This window comes from Spongiactinospora sp. 9N601, from assembly GCF_044326295.1.
Classification (GTDB): domain Bacteria; phylum Actinomycetota; class Actinomycetes; order Streptosporangiales; family Streptosporangiaceae; genus Spongiactinospora; species Spongiactinospora gelatinilytica.
On record NZ_JBIRBB010000009.1, the window covers coordinates 132,362 to 154,220 of the forward strand.

General features: G+C 72.0%; 18 protein-coding genes. 15 read left to right on the top strand and 3 right to left on the bottom strand.

Annotation, left to right across the window (positions count from 1 at the left end):
* The first annotated feature begins 441 nt into the window (after nt 1–441).
* Both ACH34R_RS22860 and ACH34R_RS22865 read left to right on the top strand, forming a co-directional pair.
* Nucleotides 442–1,425, top strand: coding sequence for an ATP-binding cassette domain-containing protein (locus ACH34R_RS22860; protein WP_397563519.1), 984 nt, complete (start codon nt 442–444; stop codon nt 1,423–1,425).
* Complete coding sequence (locus ACH34R_RS22865; RefSeq protein ID WP_397563520.1) at nt 1,422–2,225, top strand: ABC transporter permease; 804 nt, start codon at nt 1,422–1,424, stop codon at nt 2,223–2,225. Before ACH34R_RS22860 ends, ACH34R_RS22865 begins: the two co-directional genes overlap by 4 nt.
* Before the next feature lies 1 nt (nt 2,226).
* On the opposite strand, the gene ACH34R_RS22870 is transcribed toward ACH34R_RS22865, so the two are convergent.
* Genes ACH34R_RS22870 through ACH34R_RS22880 form a run of 3 tightly spaced genes read right to left on the bottom strand, consistent with a single transcriptional unit; the run spans nt 2,227 to nt 4,781 of the window.
* A complete protein-coding gene (locus ACH34R_RS22870; RefSeq protein WP_397563522.1) occupies nt 2,227–3,180 on the bottom strand; it encodes a DUF3500 domain-containing protein in 954 nt (317 codons plus the stop codon).
* Between the two features lie 38 nt (nt 3,181–3,218).
* Nucleotides 3,219–3,887, bottom strand: coding sequence for a hypothetical protein (locus tag ACH34R_RS22875; protein WP_397563524.1), 669 nt, complete (start codon nt 3,885–3,887; stop codon nt 3,219–3,221).
* A 9-nt stretch (nt 3,888–3,896) separates the two neighbouring features.
* Nucleotides 3,897–4,781: a LysR family transcriptional regulator gene (locus tag ACH34R_RS22880; protein ID WP_397563525.1), complete on the bottom strand. Its 885-nt coding sequence runs from the start codon at nt 4,779–4,781 to the stop codon at nt 3,897–3,899.
* A 100-nt stretch (nt 4,782–4,881) separates the two neighbouring features.
* Between ACH34R_RS22880 and ACH34R_RS22885 the strand changes: the two genes are divergently transcribed.
* From ACH34R_RS22885 to ACH34R_RS22945, 13 genes are all read left to right on the top strand, one after another.
* Nucleotides 4,882–6,261 carry a 2-oxoadipate dioxygenase/decarboxylase family protein gene (locus ACH34R_RS22885; RefSeq protein WP_397563526.1) on the top strand — a complete coding sequence of 460 codons (1,380 nt, stop codon included), beginning with the start codon at nt 4,882–4,884 and terminating at the stop codon, nt 6,259–6,261.
* Nucleotides 6,262–6,325: 64 nt separating this feature from the next.
* A complete protein-coding gene (locus ACH34R_RS22890; RefSeq protein ID WP_397563527.1) occupies nt 6,326–7,429 on the top strand; it encodes a phosphotriesterase in 1,104 nt (367 codons plus the stop codon).
* Between the two features lie 60 nt (nt 7,430–7,489).
* Complete coding sequence (locus ACH34R_RS22895) at nt 7,490–8,194, top strand: TetR/AcrR family transcriptional regulator (protein ID WP_397563528.1); 705 nt, start codon at nt 7,490–7,492, stop codon at nt 8,192–8,194.
* An 83-nt stretch (nt 8,195–8,277) separates the two neighbouring features.
* Nucleotides 8,278–11,079, top strand: coding sequence for an aminotransferase class III-fold pyridoxal phosphate-dependent enzyme (locus ACH34R_RS22900; protein ID WP_397563529.1), 2,802 nt, complete (start codon nt 8,278–8,280; stop codon nt 11,077–11,079).
* A 106-nt stretch (nt 11,080–11,185) separates the two neighbouring features.
* Nucleotides 11,186–12,835: an ABC transporter substrate-binding protein gene (locus tag ACH34R_RS22905; RefSeq protein ID WP_397563530.1), complete on the top strand. Its 1,650-nt coding sequence runs from the start codon at nt 11,186–11,188 to the stop codon at nt 12,833–12,835.
* Between the two features lie 3 nt (nt 12,836–12,838).
* Nucleotides 12,839–13,783, top strand: a complete 945-nt coding sequence (locus ACH34R_RS22910) for an ABC transporter permease (RefSeq protein ID WP_397563531.1) — start codon at nt 12,839–12,841, stop codon at nt 13,781–13,783.
* Complete coding sequence (locus ACH34R_RS22915; protein WP_397563532.1) at nt 13,780–14,670, top strand: ABC transporter permease; 891 nt, start codon at nt 13,780–13,782, stop codon at nt 14,668–14,670. Before ACH34R_RS22910 ends, ACH34R_RS22915 begins: the two co-directional genes overlap by 4 nt.
* Entirely contained in the window at nt 14,667–15,644 is a 978-nt protein-coding gene (locus ACH34R_RS22920; protein ID WP_397563534.1) for an ABC transporter ATP-binding protein, read from the top strand. The genes ACH34R_RS22915 and ACH34R_RS22920 overlap by 4 nt, the downstream gene beginning before the upstream one ends.
* Complete coding sequence (locus ACH34R_RS22925; RefSeq protein WP_397563535.1) at nt 15,637–16,446, top strand: ABC transporter ATP-binding protein; 810 nt, start codon at nt 15,637–15,639, stop codon at nt 16,444–16,446. Before ACH34R_RS22920 ends, ACH34R_RS22925 begins: the two co-directional genes overlap by 8 nt.
* Nucleotides 16,443–17,897, top strand: a complete 1,455-nt coding sequence (locus tag ACH34R_RS22930; protein ID WP_397563536.1) for an amidase — start codon at nt 16,443–16,445, stop codon at nt 17,895–17,897. Before ACH34R_RS22925 ends, ACH34R_RS22930 begins: the two co-directional genes overlap by 4 nt.
* A 26-nt stretch (nt 17,898–17,923) precedes the next feature.
* Nucleotides 17,924–18,805, top strand: a complete 882-nt coding sequence (locus ACH34R_RS22935; protein ID WP_397563537.1) for an amidohydrolase family protein — start codon at nt 17,924–17,926, stop codon at nt 18,803–18,805.
* A complete protein-coding gene (locus ACH34R_RS22940; protein WP_397563539.1) occupies nt 18,802–20,346 on the top strand; it encodes a class I adenylate-forming enzyme family protein in 1,545 nt (514 codons plus the stop codon). Before ACH34R_RS22935 ends, ACH34R_RS22940 begins: the two co-directional genes overlap by 4 nt.
* Before the next feature lie 34 nt (nt 20,347–20,380).
* On the top strand, nt 20,381–21,814 hold the full coding sequence (locus tag ACH34R_RS22945) for a gamma-aminobutyraldehyde dehydrogenase (RefSeq protein ID WP_397563540.1): 1,434 nt from the start codon (nt 20,381–20,383) through the stop codon (nt 21,812–21,814).
* Nucleotides 21,815–21,859 lie beyond the last annotated feature (45 nt).

The following is a 21,859-nucleotide window of genomic DNA, read 5'->3' on the forward strand; positions in this document are numbered from 1 at the left end:
CAAGCAGTGGAGTTGGCCGCGCCCGGGGTCGGTCGCGCTGGCCGCTACCAGCCATAACGACCGCGCCAACCGTACCGCCTATCTGAACCGCGTCGGTCGTACCGGTCGCGTTAACGGCCTCGGCCGTAGGCCATGAGATCCGCGCCGACCACGTCAGTCGTTCCGTCTATCCCAGTGGTGTCGGTCGGTCGGGCCTGTTGCGTCAGCCGCGCTGGCCGAACCGCCCATATGAACCGCGTTGGCCGGGGCCGTCCATAACGGTCGGCGTTGGCCGTACCGCCGAACAAGAACTGCATGGGCCGCACCGGTGAGGTCCGCGCCATGCTGCTGTACCTGCCATAACGGCCGCGCCCGCCATGACAGTGGCGTCGGCTGTATCGACCGTGCCTCCATTCATGTCGAATGCCGGTGACTTTTCAATTCCGAAAGTAGGAGAATCCTATGTCCCCCGCGATCGTGGCCGAAGGACTGATGAAGAAGTTCGGCGGCGTCAAGGCCCTGGACGGGATGGAGCTGTCCGTCCCCGAGGGCACGGTGTTCGGCCTGCTCGGGCCGAACGGTGCAGGTAAGACCACCACCGTACGCATTCTCACCACACTGCTCGCGCCCGACGCCGGATACGCCACCGTGGCCGGTTTCGATGTCGTGCGGGACGCGCGTGAGTTGCGCGGGCGCATCGGGGCGTCCGGGCAGTACGCCGCCGTCGATGACCATCTCACCGCCGCCGAGAACCTGGAAATGGTCGGCCGCCTCTACCACCTGGGTATCAAGCGCAGCCGCCGGCGGGCGCGGGAGCTGCTGGAGCGCTTCGACCTGGTGGAGGCCGGGGACCGCCCGGTACAGGGCTTTTCCGGTGGGATGCGACGGCGGCTCGACCTGGCCGGGGCGCTGGTCGCCGACCCGCCCGTGCTGTTCCTGGACGAGCCCACCACCGGCCTGGACCCGCGGGCCCGGGCGAGCTTGTGGGAGGTCGTGGCCGAGCTGGTCGCGTCCGGTACGACGGTCCTGCTCACCACCCAGTACATGGAGGAGGCCGACCGGCTGGCCGACCGCATCGCGGTGGTCGATCACGGCCGGGTGATCGCGCTCGGCACCGCCGACCAGCTCAAGGAGCAGGTCGGCGGCGACCGGATCGAGCTGTCGCTGACCAGCGCGGCCGACCTGGAGATCAGCAGGCGGATCCTCGCGCCGCTGGCCGTCGGCGAGCCGCAGGTCGATCCGGCCGCCTTCCGGGTGACCGTCCCGGTCACCGGCGGCGCCGCCGCACTGACCACGGCGCTCGGCCACCTGGCCGCCGAGCGCGTCACCGTACGCGACGCCGGCCTGCGCCGCCCGACCCTCGACGACGTGTTCCTGACCCTGACCGGTCACGAGGCCGCCACCCCCGCGGGCACCACCAAGAAGATCAAGGAGAACGCGCGATGAGCACCCTTCAGATGGTGATCGCCGACAGTGTGACGATCACCAAGCGGAACGCGTTGAAGATCAGGCGGGCGCCCGACCTGCTGGGTGGCGTCGTGATGATGCCGATCGTGTTCGTGTTGCTGTTCACCTACGTCTTCGGCAGCATGATCAGCCTGCCCGGCATGTCGTACGGCGAGTACCTGCTCCCCGGGATCTTCGTCCTCACCATCGTGACCAGCGCGCAGATCACCGGCTACACGCTCACCCAGGACCTCCAGAAGGGCATCTTCGACCGCTTCCGCACCCTGCCGATGTCACCTTCCGCAGTGCTGACCGGCCAGACCCTCAGTGACCTGATCACCAATCTGACCAGCATCGTCACCATGGCCGTGGTCGGTCTGCTGGTCGGTTGGCGGATCAACGGCTCGCTCTGGGAGGCGATCGGCGGGTTCCTGCTGCTCCTGCTGTTCGCCTATGCCTTCTCGTGGGTGACCGCGACGGTCGCGCTCGCCCTGCGTACCCCCGAGGTCTTCAACAACGTCGCCACCCTCGTGTCGTTCCCGCTGGTCTTCCTGTCCAACGCGTTCGTGGACAGCGCCCGGCTGCCCGGCCCGCTGCGGCCGATCGCCGACTGGAACCCGGTTTCCACGATGGTCCAGGCCGCCCGTGAGCTGTTCGGCAACACCAGCGCCGCGCTGCCGGTGCCGGACGCCTGGCCGCTCCAGCACGCGGTGCCGGTGTCGGTGCTGTGGTCGGTACTGCTCCTGGTGGTCTTCGTGCCGCTGGCCACCCGGCTGTACAAGAAGTCCGTCAGCCGCTGAGTCAGTGGCCGGCGGCGTAGTGGCGGGCGAGCAGGTCGCCGCCCCAGTCGTAGCGCGGGTCGCGCCAGACGGAGTGGACATGGTTGGCGTCGTCCTGGGTGTTGTCGTACTCCAGCAGGAACGTCGGACCGGCCACGCGGTAGTAGTGCCCCTCGCCGCGCCGGTCCGACCCCGCCCAGGCGAACGTCACCTTGTCCAGGCCGGCGTCGAGGACGCGTCGCCAGCTCGCCTCGGCGTACCCGGCGGGGGCACGCTGGAAGTAGCGGCGGACCAGCCGTTCCAGCAGGTCCTTCGACGACGCGGGCAGGTCTCCGTACGCCACCCCCGGAGGGAAGCCCGAAAGGTCCACCACCGGATCGACGCGGGTGAGGATGTCGTCGGGCGCGGTCTCATCGACGATCGCCGTGCGCCGCTGGTCCGGCGCGAGGTCGGCGAGCAGCGCCCGGCCCAGTTCCTCCTCCTCGGCGAGCACCCGCAGCCCGCGCTGCGGCCCGGAGAGCACCATGGCCGGTTCGGAGCCGAGAAAGCTCGGGGTGACCGTACACTCGCCGCCCGCGACCGTGACGTGGATCGCCAGGTGATGCCCGTTGACCCGCCACATCCACGGGCCGTCGCCCGCAGGGTCGCCGAAGATCCGGAACCAGTAGCGGTCGCCGTCGATCTCCTCCACGCCGGTCACCAGCCTGCGCCTGATCCGCTCCAGCGCGATGATCGCGCGGGCGACCTCCGCCCCGGCCGCGCTGCACCCGGTCTCCAGCAGGGCCAGGGCCAGTTCCTCCTGCTCGGCGGTCATCTCGACCAGCGGCAGCCCGGGGCGCGGGCCCGGCAGGTAGCTCCACTCGGTACGCTCCCCCGAACCGAACCCCGCCCGCGCCGCCTCGGCCCGCTCGCCGTCGAGCGCGCCGAGAAACCGCAGCGCCGCTTCCCGCATGGCCGTTACGTCATCACCGCTCATCTGAATCCCCCATGAAAGGCTGAACGCACCCTAATCCCTCACGAGGTGGTCGCGGCCCGCCTGCGGCGTTCGGTGCGGCCGAAGCGTACGACGATGAAGCCGATGGCCAGGGCGGCGAGCGTCCAGACGACCGCCTGCCCGATGCCCCGGACCACGTCGTTCCTGCCGGGCGGGAGCACGGCCATCTGCACGGCCGCGCCGACCGGCACGATCAGCCGCGCGAGCAGCCCGGCCACTCCGGGCCGCCTGATGAACGTCCCGGCGAGGCCGAGTACCGGCCCCAAGAGGACACCGAGCACGAACCAGTACGAACCGCCGAACTCGTACCAGCGGTAAAAGTCTCCGCTACGGACGGCGTCCGTGAGGCCGTAGGCGGCCGTGGCCGCGACCAGGGTCAGCGGGCCGGCGATGGCGGCGTGGACCGCCTCCGCCGTACGGCCGAGCCCGCTCCGGCGGGTGAGCAGCCAGCCCGCCGCGACCGCGACCCCCGCCCAGGCCCAGCCGGAGTCGAACATCAGGCTGACGATCTCCGGGCCGGACCAGCCGGTCATGGAGTAGTCCCGGCTCTCGAAGTCGTGCAGGCTGATCGAGATGCCGTTCACGATGGACGTCGCCGCCCCGAACGCCGCCCCCAGCGCCAGCGCGCCCACCAGAATCCACACGCTCTGTAACGGGCCTGGACGGCCGTACTCCTGACTGTTTGTCATGGTTTCTTCCTACCGCAAAACCGATCGGTGCAATGTGGTCAGTGCAGCGGGGAGCAGCGGGTTGGTGTTGGCCGCGCGGTGCAGGGCCAGTACATCCCGGCGGGCTGAGGGCGAGTCCAGCCGGGTGGCCTGGACGCGCTCGTCCGGGACGTGGCCGAGGGCCGGGACGATCGCCACGCCCAGCGTCGCCGCGACCAGTTGCCGCACCACGTCGTAGTTGTCGCTGCGAAAGGCCACCGTGGGCGCGAATCCGGCCGCCGCACAGAGCCGGGTCAGCGACAGCGCGCCGCCGGTGCCCTCGCGGCTGGCGATCCAGCGTTCCCCGGCGAGCGCGGACAACTCCGGCGGTTCCGGATGCGCGTGGCCGGGGCGGAGCAGGAGCAGGTCCTCGCGGAGCAGGTGGTGCGCGGTGAGCCCGTCCGGCCACTGCCGGGGAGTGAGCGCGTACTCGTAGACGAGGGCCAGGTCCAGCGTGCCGTCCTGTACCAAAGGGAGGAGTTCGTCCGGCTCGCCCTCCTCCAGCAGGATCTCCGCCCGGGGGTAGCGCCCGGCGAACGCCGACAGCGTGGCCGGGATCAGCCGTACGCTCGCCGTCGCGAAGCTGCCCAGCCGCAGCCGCCCGGTCGCGCCGCCGGCCAGTTCGCGGGTCTGGCGGCCGAGGTCGGCGAGGTCGGCGAGGACGCGTTCGCTCAGTTCGGCCAGCCGGTACGCGGCGGCGGTGGCCCGCACGCCCCGGGCCTCGCGCTCGAACAGCGCCAGCCCGGAGTCCTTCTCCAGGGCGGCCATCTGCTGGGACACCGCCGAGGCCGTGTAGCCCAGCTCGCGTCCGGCCGTCGCGAACGAACCGGTCCGGCACACCGCCCGCAAGGTGCGCAGGTGCAGGGGTTTGAGCATGCGGCCACCTCCAGGCCAAGCCCTCCTTGGCCTCAGGCCGGAAATCTATCGTTCTGCTGGGGCTTGGCTTCGTGGTGGGGCTCCCCCCAAGGTGGGACGCATGTCAGTGATACCGCAGCGGCGGCTGCGCGCGGCCTTCGCGCGGCGGCTGTCGGAGATGTACGGGCGGGAAGTGCCCGCCTACCGGACCCTCGTCGAGGTGTCGCGCGAGGTCAACGACGCGGTCCTCGGCCGGCTCGGCGGCGACGCCGAGCGGCTGGGATCCATCGACCGGGTCTCCGCCGAACGGCACGGCGCGATCCGCGTCGGCACGCCCGCCGAACTCCAGCAGGTCGCCCGGATCTTCGGGGCGCTCGGCATGCGCCCGGTGGGCTTCTACGACCTGCGCGACGCCGCCACCAGCGCGGTGCCGGTGGTCTCCACCGCGTTCCGCCCGGTCGAGGCCGGCGAGCTGGCCTTCAACCCGTTCCGGGTGTTCACCTCGATGCTCACCCCGGCCGACCGGCGGTTCTTCGACCCGGACCTCGGCGCGCGGCTGGAGGACTTCCTGGCCGCCCGCGAACTCTTCCCACCGGAACTGCTGGACCTCGCCGACCGGGCCGAACTCGACGGAGGGCTCCCGGAGCAGGCGGCCGAGCGCTTCCTGGACCTGGCCGCCCGGTCCTTCGCGCTGTCCACCGAGCCGATCGACAAGTCGTGGTACGAGACGCTGGAGCAGGTCTCGGCGGTCGCGGCCGACATCGGCGGCGTGACGAGCACGCACATCAACCACCTGACGCCGCGCGTGCTCGACATCGACGACCTCTACCGGCGGATGACCGAGCGCGGCATCACCATGATCGACAAGATCCAGGGGCCGCCCCGCTGGTCCGGCCCGGACGTACTGCTCCGGCAGACGTCGTTCCGCGCCCTGGCCGAGCCGCGCCGGTTGCGGCTGCCGGACGGGCGGGTCGAGACGGGGGCGCTGCGGGTGCGGTTCGGTGAGGTCGAGGCGCGCGGCATCGCGCTCACCCGCGCGGGCCGGGAGCGCTACGACGCCCTGATGGCCAGGACCGGCACCGGCGACCCGGCCATCGCCCGGAAGATATGGGAAGGCGACCCAGCGGGCTTCCCTGCCACCGAACGCGGCCTCGCGGTCGATGGCCTGGGCTACTTCACCTACCGGCCGGTCACCGACCGCGCCCCGGACGGGCGGCGGCCCGGTACCGACCTCGCCGGCCTCATCGACCAGGGCTGGGTGCGCCCCGAGCCGATCGTCTACGAGGACTTCCTGCCCCGCTCGGCGGCCGGGATCTTCCAGTCCAACCTCACCGGCGAGGGCCGCAAGGACGACAGCAGGGACGCCGCGGGCTACGACGCCGGCCGGCTCGCCGAGGCGATGGGCCGCCCGGTGCTCGATCCGTACGCCCTCTACCAGGAGACGCAGGACCGCTCCCTGGAAGAGGTGGCCCGCGTCTTCGACCTCCCCGCGATCAAGTAGCACGGGCCATGGAAGCAACGAAAGGCGGCTACTTATTTGTCCAAACGATCGATAGACTAATTGCATGACAGAACTTCCCGGACGCCGCGTGCGTACCGTCCTCGGAGACGTCGATCCCGCCGCGCTCGGGCACACGCAACCGCACGAGCACGTGCTGAGCGACATGTCGGCCATCGTCCGTTCCTGGGGGACGGCCCCGGTCGCCTCGCAGGCCGGGGCGCAGGCGGGGGTCCGGCAGGAGTTCCCCGCCTCGGTACGCGCGCGGGTCGCCGAGCCGGTACGCCTGGACAACTACGACTGGATCCGGCGTACCGTCCTGAACCTCGACAACCTGCAACTGCTGTCCGAGCAGGACGCCACCGAGGAACTGACCCACTATCGCCTGGCCGGAGGCGGGGCGGTGGTGGACTCCTCCCCGGTGGGGCTGGGCCGCGACCCGCTCGGGCTGGCCCGGGTCGCGCGCGGCAGCGGGGTCCACATCGTGATGGGCAGCGGCTACTACAGCCGCGACTACCACCCGGCGGGCGTGGCGGACGCGTCGATCGACGCCATCTGCGCGGAGATCGTCGCGGACGTCCAGGAAGGCGTCGGTGACACCGGAGTGCGCGCGGGCCTGATCGGCGAGATCGGCCTGAGTCACCCCGTCCACCCGGACGAGGAGAAGGTGCTGCGCGCCGCGTGCCGCGCGCAGGTGACCACCGGCGCGGTGTTGCAGATCCATCCGGGCCGCCACCCCGGAGCGCCGCTCGCGGCGATGCGGACGGTCGCGGACGCGGGCGGCGACCCCGACCGCGTGATCATGTCGCACATCGACCGCACCCTGTGGCGCGCCGAGGACCTGCTGGAACTGGCCCGCACCGGCTGCTACCTGGAGCTGGACCTGTTCGGGCAGGAGTCCACCTACTACGCGTTCAACCCCGACGCGCGCCGCCCCAACGACCGCACCCGGGTGGAGTGGGTCCAGTCGCTGATGGAGGCGGGGTTCGCCGACAGCGTGCTCATCGCGCAGGACATCTGCCAGAAGGTCTACCTGCGCCGGTACGGCGGGCCCGGGTACACCCACATCCTGGAGAACGTGATCCCGCTGATGCGCCGGATGGGTCTGTCCGAGGCCGAGATCACCGGGCTTACCGTGACCAATCCCGCGACCGCCCTGGCTATGGGATAGTCCTGAATCATGGCCACGACCAACCAGACGGGCGGGAGTCCGCGGGGCAGGGGGGGCAGGATGAAGCCCACCGCTCCCCGCCGGGCGCAGTCGGCGCGCACGCAGTTCCAGTTGCTCCGCACGGCCTGCCGGCTCTTTTCCGAGCGCGGCTTCCACGGCACGGGCATCCGCGACATCGCCGAGGCCGCCGGGGTCGCCGTCTCCGGCATGTACTACTACGCCTCCTCCAAGGACGAGCTGCTGGAGGCCGTCACCCGCCGGGTCATGGACGTGCTGGCCACCAGCAGCGCCGAGACCCTGCGCGACATCGACGACCCGGCCGGGCGGCTGGCCGCGCTGATCGCCGTTCACGTCGCCTTCCACGCCCGCAATCCGCGTGCCGCGCAGGTCGCCGACCATGAGTTCCAGGCGCTGACCGGGCAGGCCCGCGAGGAGGTCCAGCGGATGCGGGACGCCTACGAGCAGGTGTGGGCCGAGACGTTGCGCGCGGGGGTCCGCGCGGGCGTGTTCGAGGACCGCGGCAGTGTCGCGCGGCTGGCCCTGATCCAGATGGCCACGGGGGTGGCGCACTGGTATCGGCCGAACGGCGAGCTGGACATCCCGCAGTTGTGCGAGCGTTTCGCCGACATGGGCCTGGCCCTGATGGGCGCGAACCACGACGGCCACCTGCTCCGCGTCCGCGACCTGGCCCTGCCCGCCCCTGAGCTGCTGCTGGAGCGCGTCGAGCTGTCCATCGAGCCGCGCGACGAGGAGCCCGCCTCCTGAGAGGCGCATCACATCAGGGTCTTGACATGTCCAGCTATTTGAGCGATCGTTCGATCACACACAACGTCGGAAGGAGAGACGGCGTGACCCCCACGGCCAACGACCACGGCGCCGCCCCCACCCTCGCGGAGGACTCGGCGCGGGTGGCGGAGATCGTCCGGCGGCAGTACGGGCTGGACGGCCGGGTGCGGGCACTGCCCGGGGAGCGGGATCGCAACTTCCGGCTGGTCACCGAGCACGGCGACGGCTATGTGATCAAGGTCCACGCCCCCGGCGCGGACCCCGCCGAACTCGACCTCCAGGACGCCGCCCTGCTCCACCTGGCGGGACACCCGGTCCCGGGGCTGGTCGCCTCCCTCGACGGCCGCCGTTCGGTGACCGTCACCTGGGACGACGGGCCGCGGATCGTGCGGGTCCTCACCTGGCTGGCGGGCCGTCCGTGGGCCGAGGTCGAGCCCACCGAAGCGCTCCTGCGCGGCCTCGGCCGGCAGGTCGCGGGCATCGACCGGGCGCTGCGCGACTTCACCCACCCGGCGATGGGCCGCGACCTGGTATGGAACCTGACCAGCGCGCCACGGGTCGCCGAGCTGGCCGCCCTGCTCGACGACGCGCTCCTGCCGCTGGTCACCGAGGTCTTCGACCGGTACGCCGAGCACGTCGCCCCCCGCCTCGCCGCCCTGCCGCACCAGGTCGTCCACAACGACGCCAACGAGCTGAACATCCTGGTGGACGACGACGGCGGGATCGCCGGGCTGATCGACTTCGGCGACCTGGTGTGGACCCCGCGCGTCTGCGGCCTGGCGGTGGCGCTCGCGTACGCGATGCAGGGCCACGCCGACCCGCTGCGCGCGGTCCTGCCGCTGGTGCGCGGCTACGACGAGGTGGCCCCGCTGCGGACCGACGAGCTCGCGGTGCTGTTCGACCTCGCGCGGACCCGCCTGGCGATGAGCCTGTGCATGTCCGCCCACCAGCACGCCAACGACCCCGGCAACGACTACCTGCTGGTCAGCCGGCAGGGCGTGGCCGAAGTACTGCGCAAGCTGGCCGGGACGAGCCCGGACCTGGCGCACTTCGCGCTGCGCGACGCGGTCGGCTTCCCGGCGAACCCGGCGGCCCGCGCGGTGCGGCGGCACCTCACGTCGGGCGCCGCCCGCCCCTTCCCCCTGCTGGACGAGGTCCACCTGGCCGGACGCCACGGCGAGCGGACGCCCGAAGGCGTACGCCTGGGCCGTGACCTGCGCACGGACGGGCCCGCCACGGTCCGCTGCCCGCTCCCCGCCGTGGTCCACGCCGTGCGGGGCGACACCGTGACGCTCGCGCACCGCACCGAGGGCGGCGTGCCGTTCTGGACCCTCTACCGCGGTCTCGCCCCGGCCGGCCCGCCGCGCCGTGGCGGCGAACTCGCCCCCGGCGACCCGCTCGGCACCACGAGCGGCACGGACCTGCGCCTGCACCTGCTGACCCACCTCCCCGACCGGGTGCCCGACACCGTGCCCGCCGCCGAGGCGGACCTGTGGAAGAGCGTCAGCATCGACCCCAACCTGCTGCTCGGCCACCGGGGCGGCAGCGCGGCCCGCACCGGCAGGGACGCCGCCGCGCTGGCCGCGCGCCGCCGTACCAACTTCAGCCGGGCGCTGGGCCTCTCCTACGGCGAGCCGCTGCACATCGTCCGCGGCGAGGGCGCCTACCTCTACGACGAGGCCGACCGGCCGTGGCTGGACCTGGTGAACAACGTCTGCCACGTCGGCCACTGCCACCCCCGGGTGGTCGAGGCCGTCTCCCGGCAGGTCGCCCTGCTCAACACCAACACGCGCTACCTGCACGAGTCGGTCGTGGAGTACGCCCACCGGCTGGTCGAGCTGCTGCCGGACCCGCTGCGGGTCTGCTTCTTCGTCAACTCCGGCTCCGAGGCCAACGACCTGGCGCTCCGGCTGGCCACCGCGCACACCGGCGCGCGGGACGTGCTGGTCCTGGACCACGCCTACCACGGCCACCTCAGCTCCCAGGTCGCGCTGAGCCCGTACAAGTTCGACGGCCCCGGCGGGCAGGGCGGCCCCACCACCACACACGTCTGCGAGCTGCCCGACCCCTACCGGGGACGGCTGCGCGCGGGCCGCGACGACGATCTCGGCCCCCGGTACGCCGCCTCGGTCGCCGGCCACCTGACCACCCTGGCCTCCCGGGGCCTGCGACCGGCGGCGTTCTTCGCCGAGTCGTTGCAGAGCTGCGGCGGCCAGATCGTCTACCCGGACGGATACCTGCGTGCGGCCTTCGAGCACGTACGTCAGGCCGGCGGGGTCTGCGTCGCCGACGAGATCCAGGTGGGCCTGGGCCGGGTGGGCCGGCACTTCTGGGGTTTCGAGACCCAGGACGCCGTGCCCGACATCGTCACCCTCGGCAAGCCGCTCGGCAACGGGCACCCGCTGGCCGCCGTGGTGACCACTCCGGAGATCGCCCGGTCCTTCGAGACCGGGATGGAGTACTTCAACACCTTCGGCGGCAACCCCGTCTCCGCCGAAGCCGGCCTCGCGGTGCTCGACGTCATCCAGGACGAGCGCCTCCAGGCCAACGCCCGCGCCCGCGGCGATCAGCTCCTGGCCGGGCTGCGCGGGTTGCGGGAGCGACATCCCCTGATCGGGGACGTGCGCGGCGAGGGCCTGTTCATCGGCATCGAGCTGAGCCACCCCGGCCGCGCGCCCGCCACCGGGCACGCGGCGGCGGTCAAGGAGGCGGTGAAGGCCCGCGGCGTGCTCATCTCCACGGACGGGCCGGACGGCAACGTCCTGAAGATCAAACCTCCGCTCGTACTGACCGAGGCGGACTGCGATCTGTTCCTGGACGTCCTCGCCGACGCGTTGATCCAGGTAGAAGCACATATCCAGTAAAAACGCCCCTTGACGCGGGCACCTAATTGAGCGATCGTTCGACTACTTATCCCCCCGGGAGGGGCGTAAGCAGCCCCTGGCGAACTTGGCGGTACAGATGCAAGGCGTGCGGAGAAAGACCATCGCGGCCACAGTGGCCGGGCTGATGCTGACAACGGCCGGATGTTACCGGGACACCGGCGGCACGACCGGGACGGCGCCCCCGGACGCCGCGCAGCAACAGCAGGAACTCGTCACCACCACCCCGCCCGGCAAGGGCCAGGTGGACCGGATCACCTGGGCGCTCTACCGGGGCACCACCTCCATCGACCCGATCACGGCGGGCGACTATCCCGAGATCACCGTGACCAGCCTGATGTGCGAGGCGCTGTTCCGGCAGTCGCCGGACGGGACGGTGGAACCCGGCCTCGCCACCAAACTCGACTATCCCGACCCGAAGACCGCCGTCCTGACCCTCCGCGAAGGCGTCACGTTCTGGGACGGCTCGCCCATGACCAGCGCCGACGTCGCCTTCAGCATCGAGCGCAACCTCGATCCCAAGCAGGGCGGCTACTGGGGTCCCGTGGTGGACCGGATCGCCTCGGTCAAGGCCACCGGCCCGCTCGAAGTCACCCTGAAACTCAAGGAGCCGGACTACTGGCTCCGCAACGTCCTGTCCTACATGCCGGGCATCGTGGTCTCCAAGCGCTATGTCGAGGCCAAGGGCAAGGACTACGGCACCGTCAAGGGCGGCGCCATGTGCACCGGCTCCTACAAGTTCGGTCAGTGGCGCACCGGCGACGTGCTCTCCGTGGTGCGCAACGACGCCTACTGGAACGGCTCGGTCAAACCGCTGGTCCGGCAGATCGACTTCAAGGGCATCCCGGACGAGGCGACGCTCACCGCGGCCCTGGTCACCGGCGAGGTGGACGGGGGGTACATGGAACTCCCGCTGTCCACCCTGGACCAGGTCCGCGCCAGCGGCACGGTGAACATCCACCGCGGCCCGTCGTACCTGATCGACGCGATGATCATCGCCGACATGGGCAGGGGCGTGCTGTCCGACGCGCGCGTGCGCCGGGCGCTGTCGATGGCCATCGACCGCGAGGGGTACATCCGCACCCTCTACAAGGGCACCGCCCAGCCGGCCCGCGCCCTCGGCACCCCCGCCACCTGGGGATATGAGCGCGAGACCTTCCAGCGCGCCTGGGACGCGCTGCCCGAGACGAAGGTGGACCTCGAAGCCGCCCGCAAGCTCGTCCAGGAGGCCGGGGCGACCGGCAAGACCGTCAGGTTCGGCTTCAGCAACGAGCTGAACAAGCTGGTCACCGAGGCCAACCTGGTGCGGTCGGCGGCCGAGAAGATCGGCCTCAAGGCAGAGCTGAAGGCGGTCTCCGCCGACGCCTACAGCGGGTTCTTCCTGGACCCCAAGGCCCGCGCCGACGTGGACGCCTTCTTCACCACGAACTACCCCAACTGGGCCGACCCCGCCGCCCTCTACGCGTCGCTGTCCGTGCCCGGCGGCCCGCAGGACTACGGGAGCTACCGCAACAAGAAGACGGCCGACCTCCTCGAAAAGGTGCGCGGCATGGAGGACCCGGCCAAGCGCGCCGAGGCGACCGTCGAGGCACAGGCGCTGCTCGCCGAGGACCTGCCCTGGATCCCGGTCGTCGCGCCGGACACGGTCCTGGTGCTCAACAAGAAGCTCACCGGAGCGACCGTGTCCTCCCACCACCTGTTCGCGCCCTGGGCCGACCAGCTCGGAGCGGTGGGGTAGCCGGTGGTCGCCTATCTCATCCGCCGGGCCATCATGATGGTGGCGACCCTGCTGGTGTCGAGCTTCGTGGTGTTCGCCGGCCTGTGGGCCGCGCCGGGCAACCCGCTCGCGACACTGTCGGGGGGCCGGTCGCTGCCGCCGGAGGCCGTGGCCGTCCTGGTCGAGCGCTACCGCCTGGACGACCCGTTCTTCGTGCAGTACGCGAACTGGCTGGCCAACGCGGTGCGGGGCGACCTCGGCATGTCGATCACGCTGCGCCAGGACGTGTCGGACCTCATCGTCTCCCGCGCCGGGACGACCCTGTCCCTGATCGTCTACGCCGCGCTGATCGTGCTGGTCGTCGGCGTGGCGTTCGGGCTGCTGGCGGCGCTGCGGCCGGGGTTCTTCGACTCCATGGTGGTGGTCTGCACGGCGATGGTGGTGGCCGTCCCGCCGTTCGTCGCGGCGATCGTGCTGATCGGGATCTTCGCGGTGACGCTGCGCTGGCTGCCCGCGCTGGGCAACGGCACCGGCTTTTGGGACAGCGTCCGGCACCTCACGCTCCCGGCCTTCGCCCTGGCCGCGTCCGCCACGGCGGCCGTGGCCCGGGTGACCCGGACCTCGGTACGCGAGCAGATGGGCCGCGAACACGTGCAGACGGCGGTCAGCCGGGGCATCCCGTACGCGACCGTCGTACGCCGGCACGCCCTGCGCAACGCCGCCGTCCCGATCGCCACGCTGGCCGGGATGACGGTGGCCTCGATGATCGCGCTGTCGGCGGTCGTGGAGCGGGCCTTCGGCCTCAACGGGCTCGGCGCGTACCTGGTCACCTCCGCGCTGTCGAAGGACTTCAGCGTCGTGCAGGGCATCGCACTCGTGCTGGTCACCGCGTTCGTGCTGGTCAACACCCTGGTCGACGTCGGGGCGGCGATGCTCGACCCGCGCATCAAGCTAGGAGGGCGATCATGACCGTGGTATCGGCGACGCTACGGGCCGGCCGCGGCGGGCGCGGGAGACTGGGCGCGCTGGGCATGGGCGCGGCGGGCGTGATCGTCCTGGCGGTCGTGCTGGCCGCGATCGGCCCCATCCTGACCACCGCCGATCCGAACGCCAGCGACATCACCCACGCCTACGGGGCTCCGGCGGCCGGACATCCGCTGGGCTTCGACGGGCAGGGCCGTGACCTGCTCGCGCGGCTGCTCACCGGGGCCCGGACCTCGCTGCTCGGCCCGCTGTGGATCGTCACGCTGAGCATGGCCGCCGGGATCGCCGTCGCGATCACGGCGGCGTGGGTCGGCGGATGGCTGGACTCGGTGGTCTCCGCGGTGCTCGAAGTGATGTTCGCCTTCCCCGGCGTCCTGCTGGCGATGCTGGTGGCCGCCGTCTTCGGCCCCGGCCTGAACGCGGCGGTGCTCGCCCTGGCCGTGGCCTACATCCCCTACATCGCCCGGCTGGTGCGCAGCGCCGCGCTGGCCGAACGGCGCAAACCCTACATCCAGGCGCTGGAGGTCCAGGGCGCGAGCGCGCTGTCGATCTGCGTCCGCCACCTGGTGCCGAATCTGCTGCCGATCATCGCCGCCCAGGCGACCCTGTTCTTCAGCTACGCCATGGTCGATCTGGCCATCGTGTCGTTCTTCGGGCTCGGCGTGCAGCCGCCGGACGCCGACTGGGGCACCATGGTGGGCGGCGGGCAGTCCGGCGTGCTCCAGGGCTACCCGGCCGAATCCCTGCTGGCCGGCGGCTGCATCGTCGTCCTGGTGGTGGCCTTCAACCTGCTCGGCGAGCGGCTGCCTGCGGGCCGCCTGACGAGCCGCCCATGGCCCTGGCGGCGCACTCGCGCGGGAGGCGCGGCATGAGCGGCATTCTCGAAATCAGCCGTCTGACGGTGACCCTGCCCACCCCGGACCGGCCCAAGCCGGTGCTCAGCGACGTCTCGCTGAGCATCGCCGAGGGCGAGGCGGTCGGCCTGGTGGGGGAGTCCGGGTCGGGCAAGTCGATGACGGCCCGCTCGATCGTGCGGCTGCTGCCGCCGGGCGCGCGCGTGGAGGGCGCGATCCGGTACCAGGGCACCGACGTGGGCGGGCTGCGCGGCGCTGCGCTGCGCGAACTGCGCGCCGGCGTCCCGATGATCTTCCAGGACCCCCGGGCGCACATCAACCCGGTGCGCACGATCGGCGACTTCCTGACCGAGGCGCTGCGCATCCGCGGCCGGGTGGGCCGCAGGCAGGCCGAACAGCGCGCGGTGCGCGTCCTCGGCGAGGTGGGGATCGCCGACGGCGGGCGGCGGCTGCGGCAGTACCCGCACGAACTGTCCGGCGGGCTGCTGCAACGCGTCATGATCGCGGCCACCCTGCTCGCCGAGCCGAAGCTGCTGCTGGCCGACGAGCCCACCACCGCGCTGGACGTCACCACGCAGGCCGAGGTGATGGCCGTGCTGGACGAACTGCGCCGCGAGCGCGGGCTGGCCATGCTGTTCATCACCCATGACCTGGAACTGGCGGCGGCCGTCTGCGACCGCACCGCGGTGATGTACGCGGGCCGGGTGATGGAGGTACGCGCCTCGGCGTCGCTGCACGACGACCCGCTGCACCCGTACACGGCGGCGCTCACCGCCGCGCGGCCCTCCCTGGAGCGGCGGGCCGACCGGCTGGCGACCATCCCCGGCCGCCCGCTGTCGGCCTTCGAGGCCCCCGACGGCTGCGCCTTCTGCGAGCGCTGTCCCCACGTACGCGAGGGCTGCCGCACCCGGCGGCCCGAGCTGCGGCCCATGTCCGACGGCGAAGTGGCCTGCCTGCGCGCCGAGGAGTTGCAGGCGGCGTCCCATGGCTGAGCAGACCAAGGAGCCGATCCTGGAGCTGGCCGGGCTCCGCAAGACCTTCGGCGAAGCCGTCGCCGTGGACGATGTGAGCCTCACGCTGCCCCCGGCGGGCGCGGTCGCCATCGTGGGCGAGTCCGGTTCCGGCAAGACCACCGTGGCCCGCATGATCGTCGGCCTGGAACGGCCGACCGCGGGCCGGATCACCGCCTGCGGCCGGGACCGTTCCGCCCCGCCCCGCTCGGCGCGGGAACGGCGCAGGCGCGGCGGCGAGGTCCAGATCGTCTTCCAGGACCCGTACTCCAGCCTGGACCCCCGGCAGAGCCCGGGCGCCGCCGTGGAGGAGATCCTGCGGCTGCACACCTCGCTGTCCGCGCCCCGGCGGCGCGAGCGGGTCGCCGAACTCGCCGACCTGGTCGGCCTGTCCGACCGCCACATGGCCGCGCTGCCCTCCGCGCTGTCCGGCGGCCAGCGCCAGCGGGTGGCCATCGCCAGGGCCCTCGCCGCCGAGCCCCGCATCCTGATCCTGGACGAGTCCGTCGCCGCGCTCGACGTGTCCATCCAGGCGCAGGTGCTCAACGTGCTGGCCGACGTACGCGAGCGCACCGGCGTCGCGTACCTGTTCATCAGCCACGACCTGGCCGTGGTCCGCCAGATCGCCGACGACATCGTGGTCATGCGGCACGGCTCGATCGTCGAACGCGGGCCCGCCGCCCGGGTGCTCGACGAACCCGGCCACCCCTACACCCGCCTGCTGCGCGCGAGCGTGCCCCGCCCCGGCTGGCGTCCCACCCGTAAGGAACAGGAGAAGGCATGACGGAGACCGTCCCGGCCGGGGATCTGCGCGATCCCGCAGGCACCGGACCCGAGGGCTGGCCGAGCGCGACCGAGCTGGCCGCGCGCGTCGCGGCCGGCGAGATCGGCTCCCGGGAGCTCGTGGAGGGCTACCTGGCGCGCATCGACCGGGTGAACCCGGCTCTGAACGCGTTCTGCCACGTCGCCCACGACGAGGCCCGGGCCGCCGCCGACGCCGCCGACGCGAAGGTCGCCAAGGGCGAGCCGCTGCCGCCGTTCCACGGCGTGCCGATCGCGATCAAGGACCTGCACCCGGTGCTCGGCTGGCCGCTGTGCAGCGCCTCCAACGGCATCGAGCACACGGTCATGGAGTACGACGCCCCGGCGGTGCGGGCGCTGCGCGAGGCGGGCTTCGTCTTCGTGGGCGGCACGACCTCGCCGGAGTTCGGCACCGTGTCGGTCACCGAGTCGCTCCGGCACGGCGCGACCCGCAACCCGTGGGACCTGGAACTCAGCCCCGGCGGCTCCAGCGGCGGATCGGCCGCCGCGGTGGCGGCGGGCCTGCTGCCGATCGGGCACGCCTCCGACGGGGCCGGGTCCATCAGGGAGCCCGCCAGCTACTGCGGCCTGGTCGGGATGAAGCCCAGCCGTGGCCTGGTCCCCTCCGACGCCCACTACATGGAGGGCTTCGCCACCGAAGGCGTGCTCACCCGGACCGTGCTGGACACGGCCGCCGTACTGGACGTGTTCGCCACCGCCCCCCGCCCCACCTGGTACACCCCGCCCCGCCCGGAGGTGCCGTTCCGCGAGCGGGCCCAGCGCGACCCCGGACGGCTGCGCATCGGCCTCAACCTCCAGCCCGCGTTCGCCGCCCAGGTGAACCCCGCGGCCGAAGCCCTCCTCCGCCAGGCCGCCGACCTGCTCGCCGACCTCGGGCACGAGGTGGTCGAGCAGCGCGTGCCGGGCCTGGACCAGGAGTGGTTCACCACCCGCTTCGACATCCTGTACGCCACCGGCTCGGCCGACTGCGTGGTCACCGACGAGTCCGCCATCGAACCCCTCAACCGGACCCTCCGCGAGGCCGCCCGCGAGATGGACGCGATGACGTACGTCACCGCGATCCTGGACCTCCAGATCCGGTCGGCCGAGATGTACCGGGCCTGGGACGAGGTGGACGTCCTGCTCACCCCCACCAATCCGGTGCTCGCCCCGCGGATCGGCTCGCTGTGGGAGGGGCAGGAGGCCGACCCGTGGCTGCCGCTGCGCCGGGCCGAGGAGACCGCCTCGCTCACCGTGCTGGCCAACATGCTGGGCCTGCCCGCGATCTCCGTCCCGCTGGTCGAGCGGGACGTGCCGCTCGGCGTCCAGCTCATCGGGGGCCGCTGGCAGGACGGCACCGTCCTCGCCCTGGCCGGGCAGCTCGAACGCGCCCACCCCTGGCGGCACCGCAAGCCCACCGGCCTCCCCCTATGACACTCCTAACCCCGGAGGAACATTCCATGGATTCGGCACCTTCGACGATCATCGATTTCCGCGTGCGGGTGCCCAGCTCCGTCCGGCCCCCGATCGCCGCGGGCGGCGAGGTCTACACGCAGTACGAAGCCGTGCTCGACATCGGCGACGGCTGGCACAAGAGCATGGACGAACTGCTGGCCGAGATGGACCTGGCCGGCATCGGGCACGCCGTGCTGCACGCCGAGTTCGAGCACGGCGACTACGCCGACGCCCTCAACGAGGAGGTCGCCGAGCAGGTACGGCTGCGCCCTGACCGGTTCTCCGGGTTCGGTACCGTGTCGCTTGAGCCCTTGTCGGTGATGCGCGCGGTACGCCAGGTCGAGCGCGTCGCCGCGCTGGGCCTGAAAGGGATCAACGTGCAGCCGTCCTTCTTCGGCCACGCCATCGACGACCGCCCGCTCTACCCGGTCTACGCCAAGGCCACCGAGCTCGGCCTGGCGGTGGCCGTCCACACCGGTGTCAACTACTCGCGCCGCCACCCCATCGAGGCCGAACGTCCCGTCCGGCTGGACCAGGTGGCCTGCGACTTCCCCGAGGCGACCCTGATCGCCTGCCACGGGGCCTGGCCGTGGGTGCCGGAGATCGTCGCCGTGGCCCGCCGCCACCCCAACGTGCTCATCGACTTCGGCGGCCTCGCACCCAAGTACCTGGGCGTGCCGGGGTCGGGCTGGGAGATGATGCGGCACTTCATGGACCGGCTGCTGCGCGACCAGATCCTGTTCGCCACCGACTGGCCGGTCTTCCCGCACGGGCGGGCCCTCGCGGAGTGGCACGGTCTCGGCCTGCGCGCCGAGACGCTGGACGCGCTGCTGCACGACAACGCCAAGCGGCTGCTGTCGCCCCGTGAGGAGGCTGTCCTGATATGAGCGTTCCCCGGTTGCCGCGCGTCACCGACTATGTCGATCACTGGGCGCAGCGTCATCCCGGCCGGGAGGCCCTTGCCGGTGAAGGCGGGCGCTGGACGTACGCGCGGCTGCGCGACGATGTGGACCGCTGCGCGGCGGCGCTGCTGGCCGCCGGCGTACGGCGCGGCGACCGGGTCGCGCTGATCGGCGATCCGCAGCCCGAGTGCTTCGTGGTCTTCCTGGCCACCGCGAGCATCGGCGGCATCTGGGTGGGGCTGAACCCGAAGTACACCACCGCGGAGCTGACCCATGTGATCGCCGACAGCGAGCCCGCGGTGCTGTTCTCGATGATCGACCAGGGCGAGTCCCGCCTGGCGGCGCTCGCCGCCGCCCGGCCGATGCCGGTCGTCACCCAGAGCCGCGAGATCCCCGGCCTCTCGGTCTCCTACAAGTCCTTCGTGGACGCGGGGGCCGGCGTGCCCGGGGAGGATCTGGCCGCGGCCCGCCGCGAGGTCGAACCGGCGGACCCGGCGGCGATGATCTACACCTCGGGCACCACCGGGCGGCCCAAGGGCGCGCTCGTCCCGCACCACGGCCTGGCGTACTGCGGCGTGGTACAGGCCGGGCGCTGGTACGGCGAGGCCCCGCGCAAGCTGTGCGACCTGCCGCTCAACCACATCGGCGGCCTCGGCGACATCAGCACGTCGGTCCTGGTCGCCGGGGGCACGATCGTCTACCTGCCGCGCTTCGACGCGGCGGGCACGCTGCGCACGGTGGAGCGGGAACGCCTGACCCACCTCTACTGCATCCCCACCCAGTTGCTGGCGATGGTCGCCACGCCGGAGTGGCGGGAGCGGGACCTCAGCTCGCTTTCGTACATCATCTGGGGCGGGGCCGCCGCGCCGCTGAGCCTGCTGAAGATCCTGGCGGAGACCGGAGCCAAGCTGGCGACCAGCTACAGCCTCACCGAATCGACCGGCTCGGTGACCTACACCGATCCGGACGACTCGCTGGAGACGATGTCCTGGAGCGTGGGCCGGGTGGACCCGCACTACGAGGTGACGCTGCGCCGGGCCGACGGCCTGCCGTCCGCGCCGGGCGAGGCCGGCGAACTCCTCATCCGGGGCGACTTCATCACCCGCGGCTACTTCCGCGACCCGGCCGCGACCAAGGCCGCGATCGACGAGGACGGCTGGCTGCACACCGGCGACCTGGCGACGGAGGAGCAGGGCGGCCACATCCGCCTGGTGGGCCGGTTGAAGGAGATGTTCAAGTCCGGCGGTTACAACGTCTACCCGCGCGAGATCGAGATCGCGCTCGAAGAGCATCCGGCCGTGGCGCTCAGCGCCGTGGTCGGCGTGCCGGACGAGCGCTGGGGCGAGGTCGGCCACGCGTTCGTGGTCGCCCGCGCCCCGGTGACCGAGGCCGAGCTGCGTGAGCACGCCCGCACGCGGCTGGCCAACTACAAGGTCCCCAAGGTGTTCCGGCTGGAGACCGAGCTGCCCAAGCTGGCGGTCGGCAAGGTCGACAAGGTGCGACTGCGCCGGCTGGCCGCGTCCTGAAAGAGCCGGTCGAGACCTGAAAGAGAGAAGAGCAATGTCGGACATCCGCGTCCTGCGGAATTTCATCGACGGCGAGTCCATCGATCCGATCGAGGGGCAGACCATACCCGTGGACAACCCGGCGACGGGCGAGATCATCGCCCACAGCCCGGGTTCGGGGGCCGCCGACGTCGATCGGGCGGTGGCCGCCGCCAAGGCGGCCTTCCCCCGCTGGTCCGGTACCACCCCGGGCGAACGCGCGCTCGCCCTGCTCCGCCTGGCGGACATCGTCGAGGAGCACGGCGACGAACTGGCCGAGCTGGAGTCCGCGGAGACCGGCAAGCCGCTGCACGTCGCGCGGAGCGAGGAAATCGGCACCATGTCCGACAACCTGCGCTTCTTCGCCGGCGCGGCGCGCAACCTGGAGGGCAAGGCGGCGGGCGAGTACGTCGAGGGCTACACCTCCATGATCCGCCGTGAGCCGGTCGGCGTGGTCGGCCAGATCACGCCCTGGAACTACCCGATGACCACGGCGGTGTGGAAGCTCGCCCCGGCGCTGGCCGCCGGCTGCACGACCGTGCTCAAGCCCGCCCCGACCACGCCGTCCACCACGGTCCGGCTCGCCGAGCTGGCCGCGGCCGTGCTGCCGCCCGGCGTGCTCAACGTCGTGGCGGGCGGCAACGACCCGGGGGCCGCGCTGGTCGAGCACCCCGACGTCGAGCTGATCTCGCTGACCGGGTCGGTGGAGACGGGCATCTGGATCGCCGAGCACGCGGCCCGGACGCTCAAGCGCGTCCACCTGGAGCTGGGCGGCAAGGCCCCGGTGGTGGTCTTCGACGACGCCGACCTGGAGTCGATGCTGGAGATCGTCGCGGGGGCCGGTTACTACAACGCGGGCCAGGACTGCACGGCGGCCACCCGGGTACTGGTCGCCGACGCCCTGTACGACGAGGTCGTGTCCGGCCTGGCGGCTCAGGCGGGCAAGTTCGTGATGGGCGACACCCGCTCCCCGGAGACCACGCTCGGCCCGCTCAACAGCGCCGTCCAGCGCGAACGGGTGTCCGGGTTCGTGGACCGCCGTCCCGCGCACGCCGAGATCGTCACCGGTGGCCGCGCGCCCGACGGACCCGGCTACTTCTACGAGCCCACGGTCATCGCGGGCCTGCGGCAGGACGACGAGCTGATCCAGCGGGAGATCTTCGGCCCGGTCATCACGGTCCAGCGCTTCTCCACCGAGGAGGAGGCGGTGGCGATGGCCAACGGCACGCCGTACGGCCTGGCCTCGTCGGTGTGGACCCGCGACGTCGGCCGCGCCCTGCGGGTGTCGAAGGAGCTGCGGTTCGGCGGCGTCTGGATCAACGATCACGTCCCGCTCGCGTCGGAGATGCCGCACGGCGGCTACAAGCGGTCGGGGTACGGCAAGGACCTGTCCTCGTACTCGCTTGAGGACTACACGCACGTCAAGCATGTGATGGCCAGCCTGCGCTGAGCCGAGGTGCCCTCGTCGGGGGACTGGAGAGGCACGCCGCTAGAT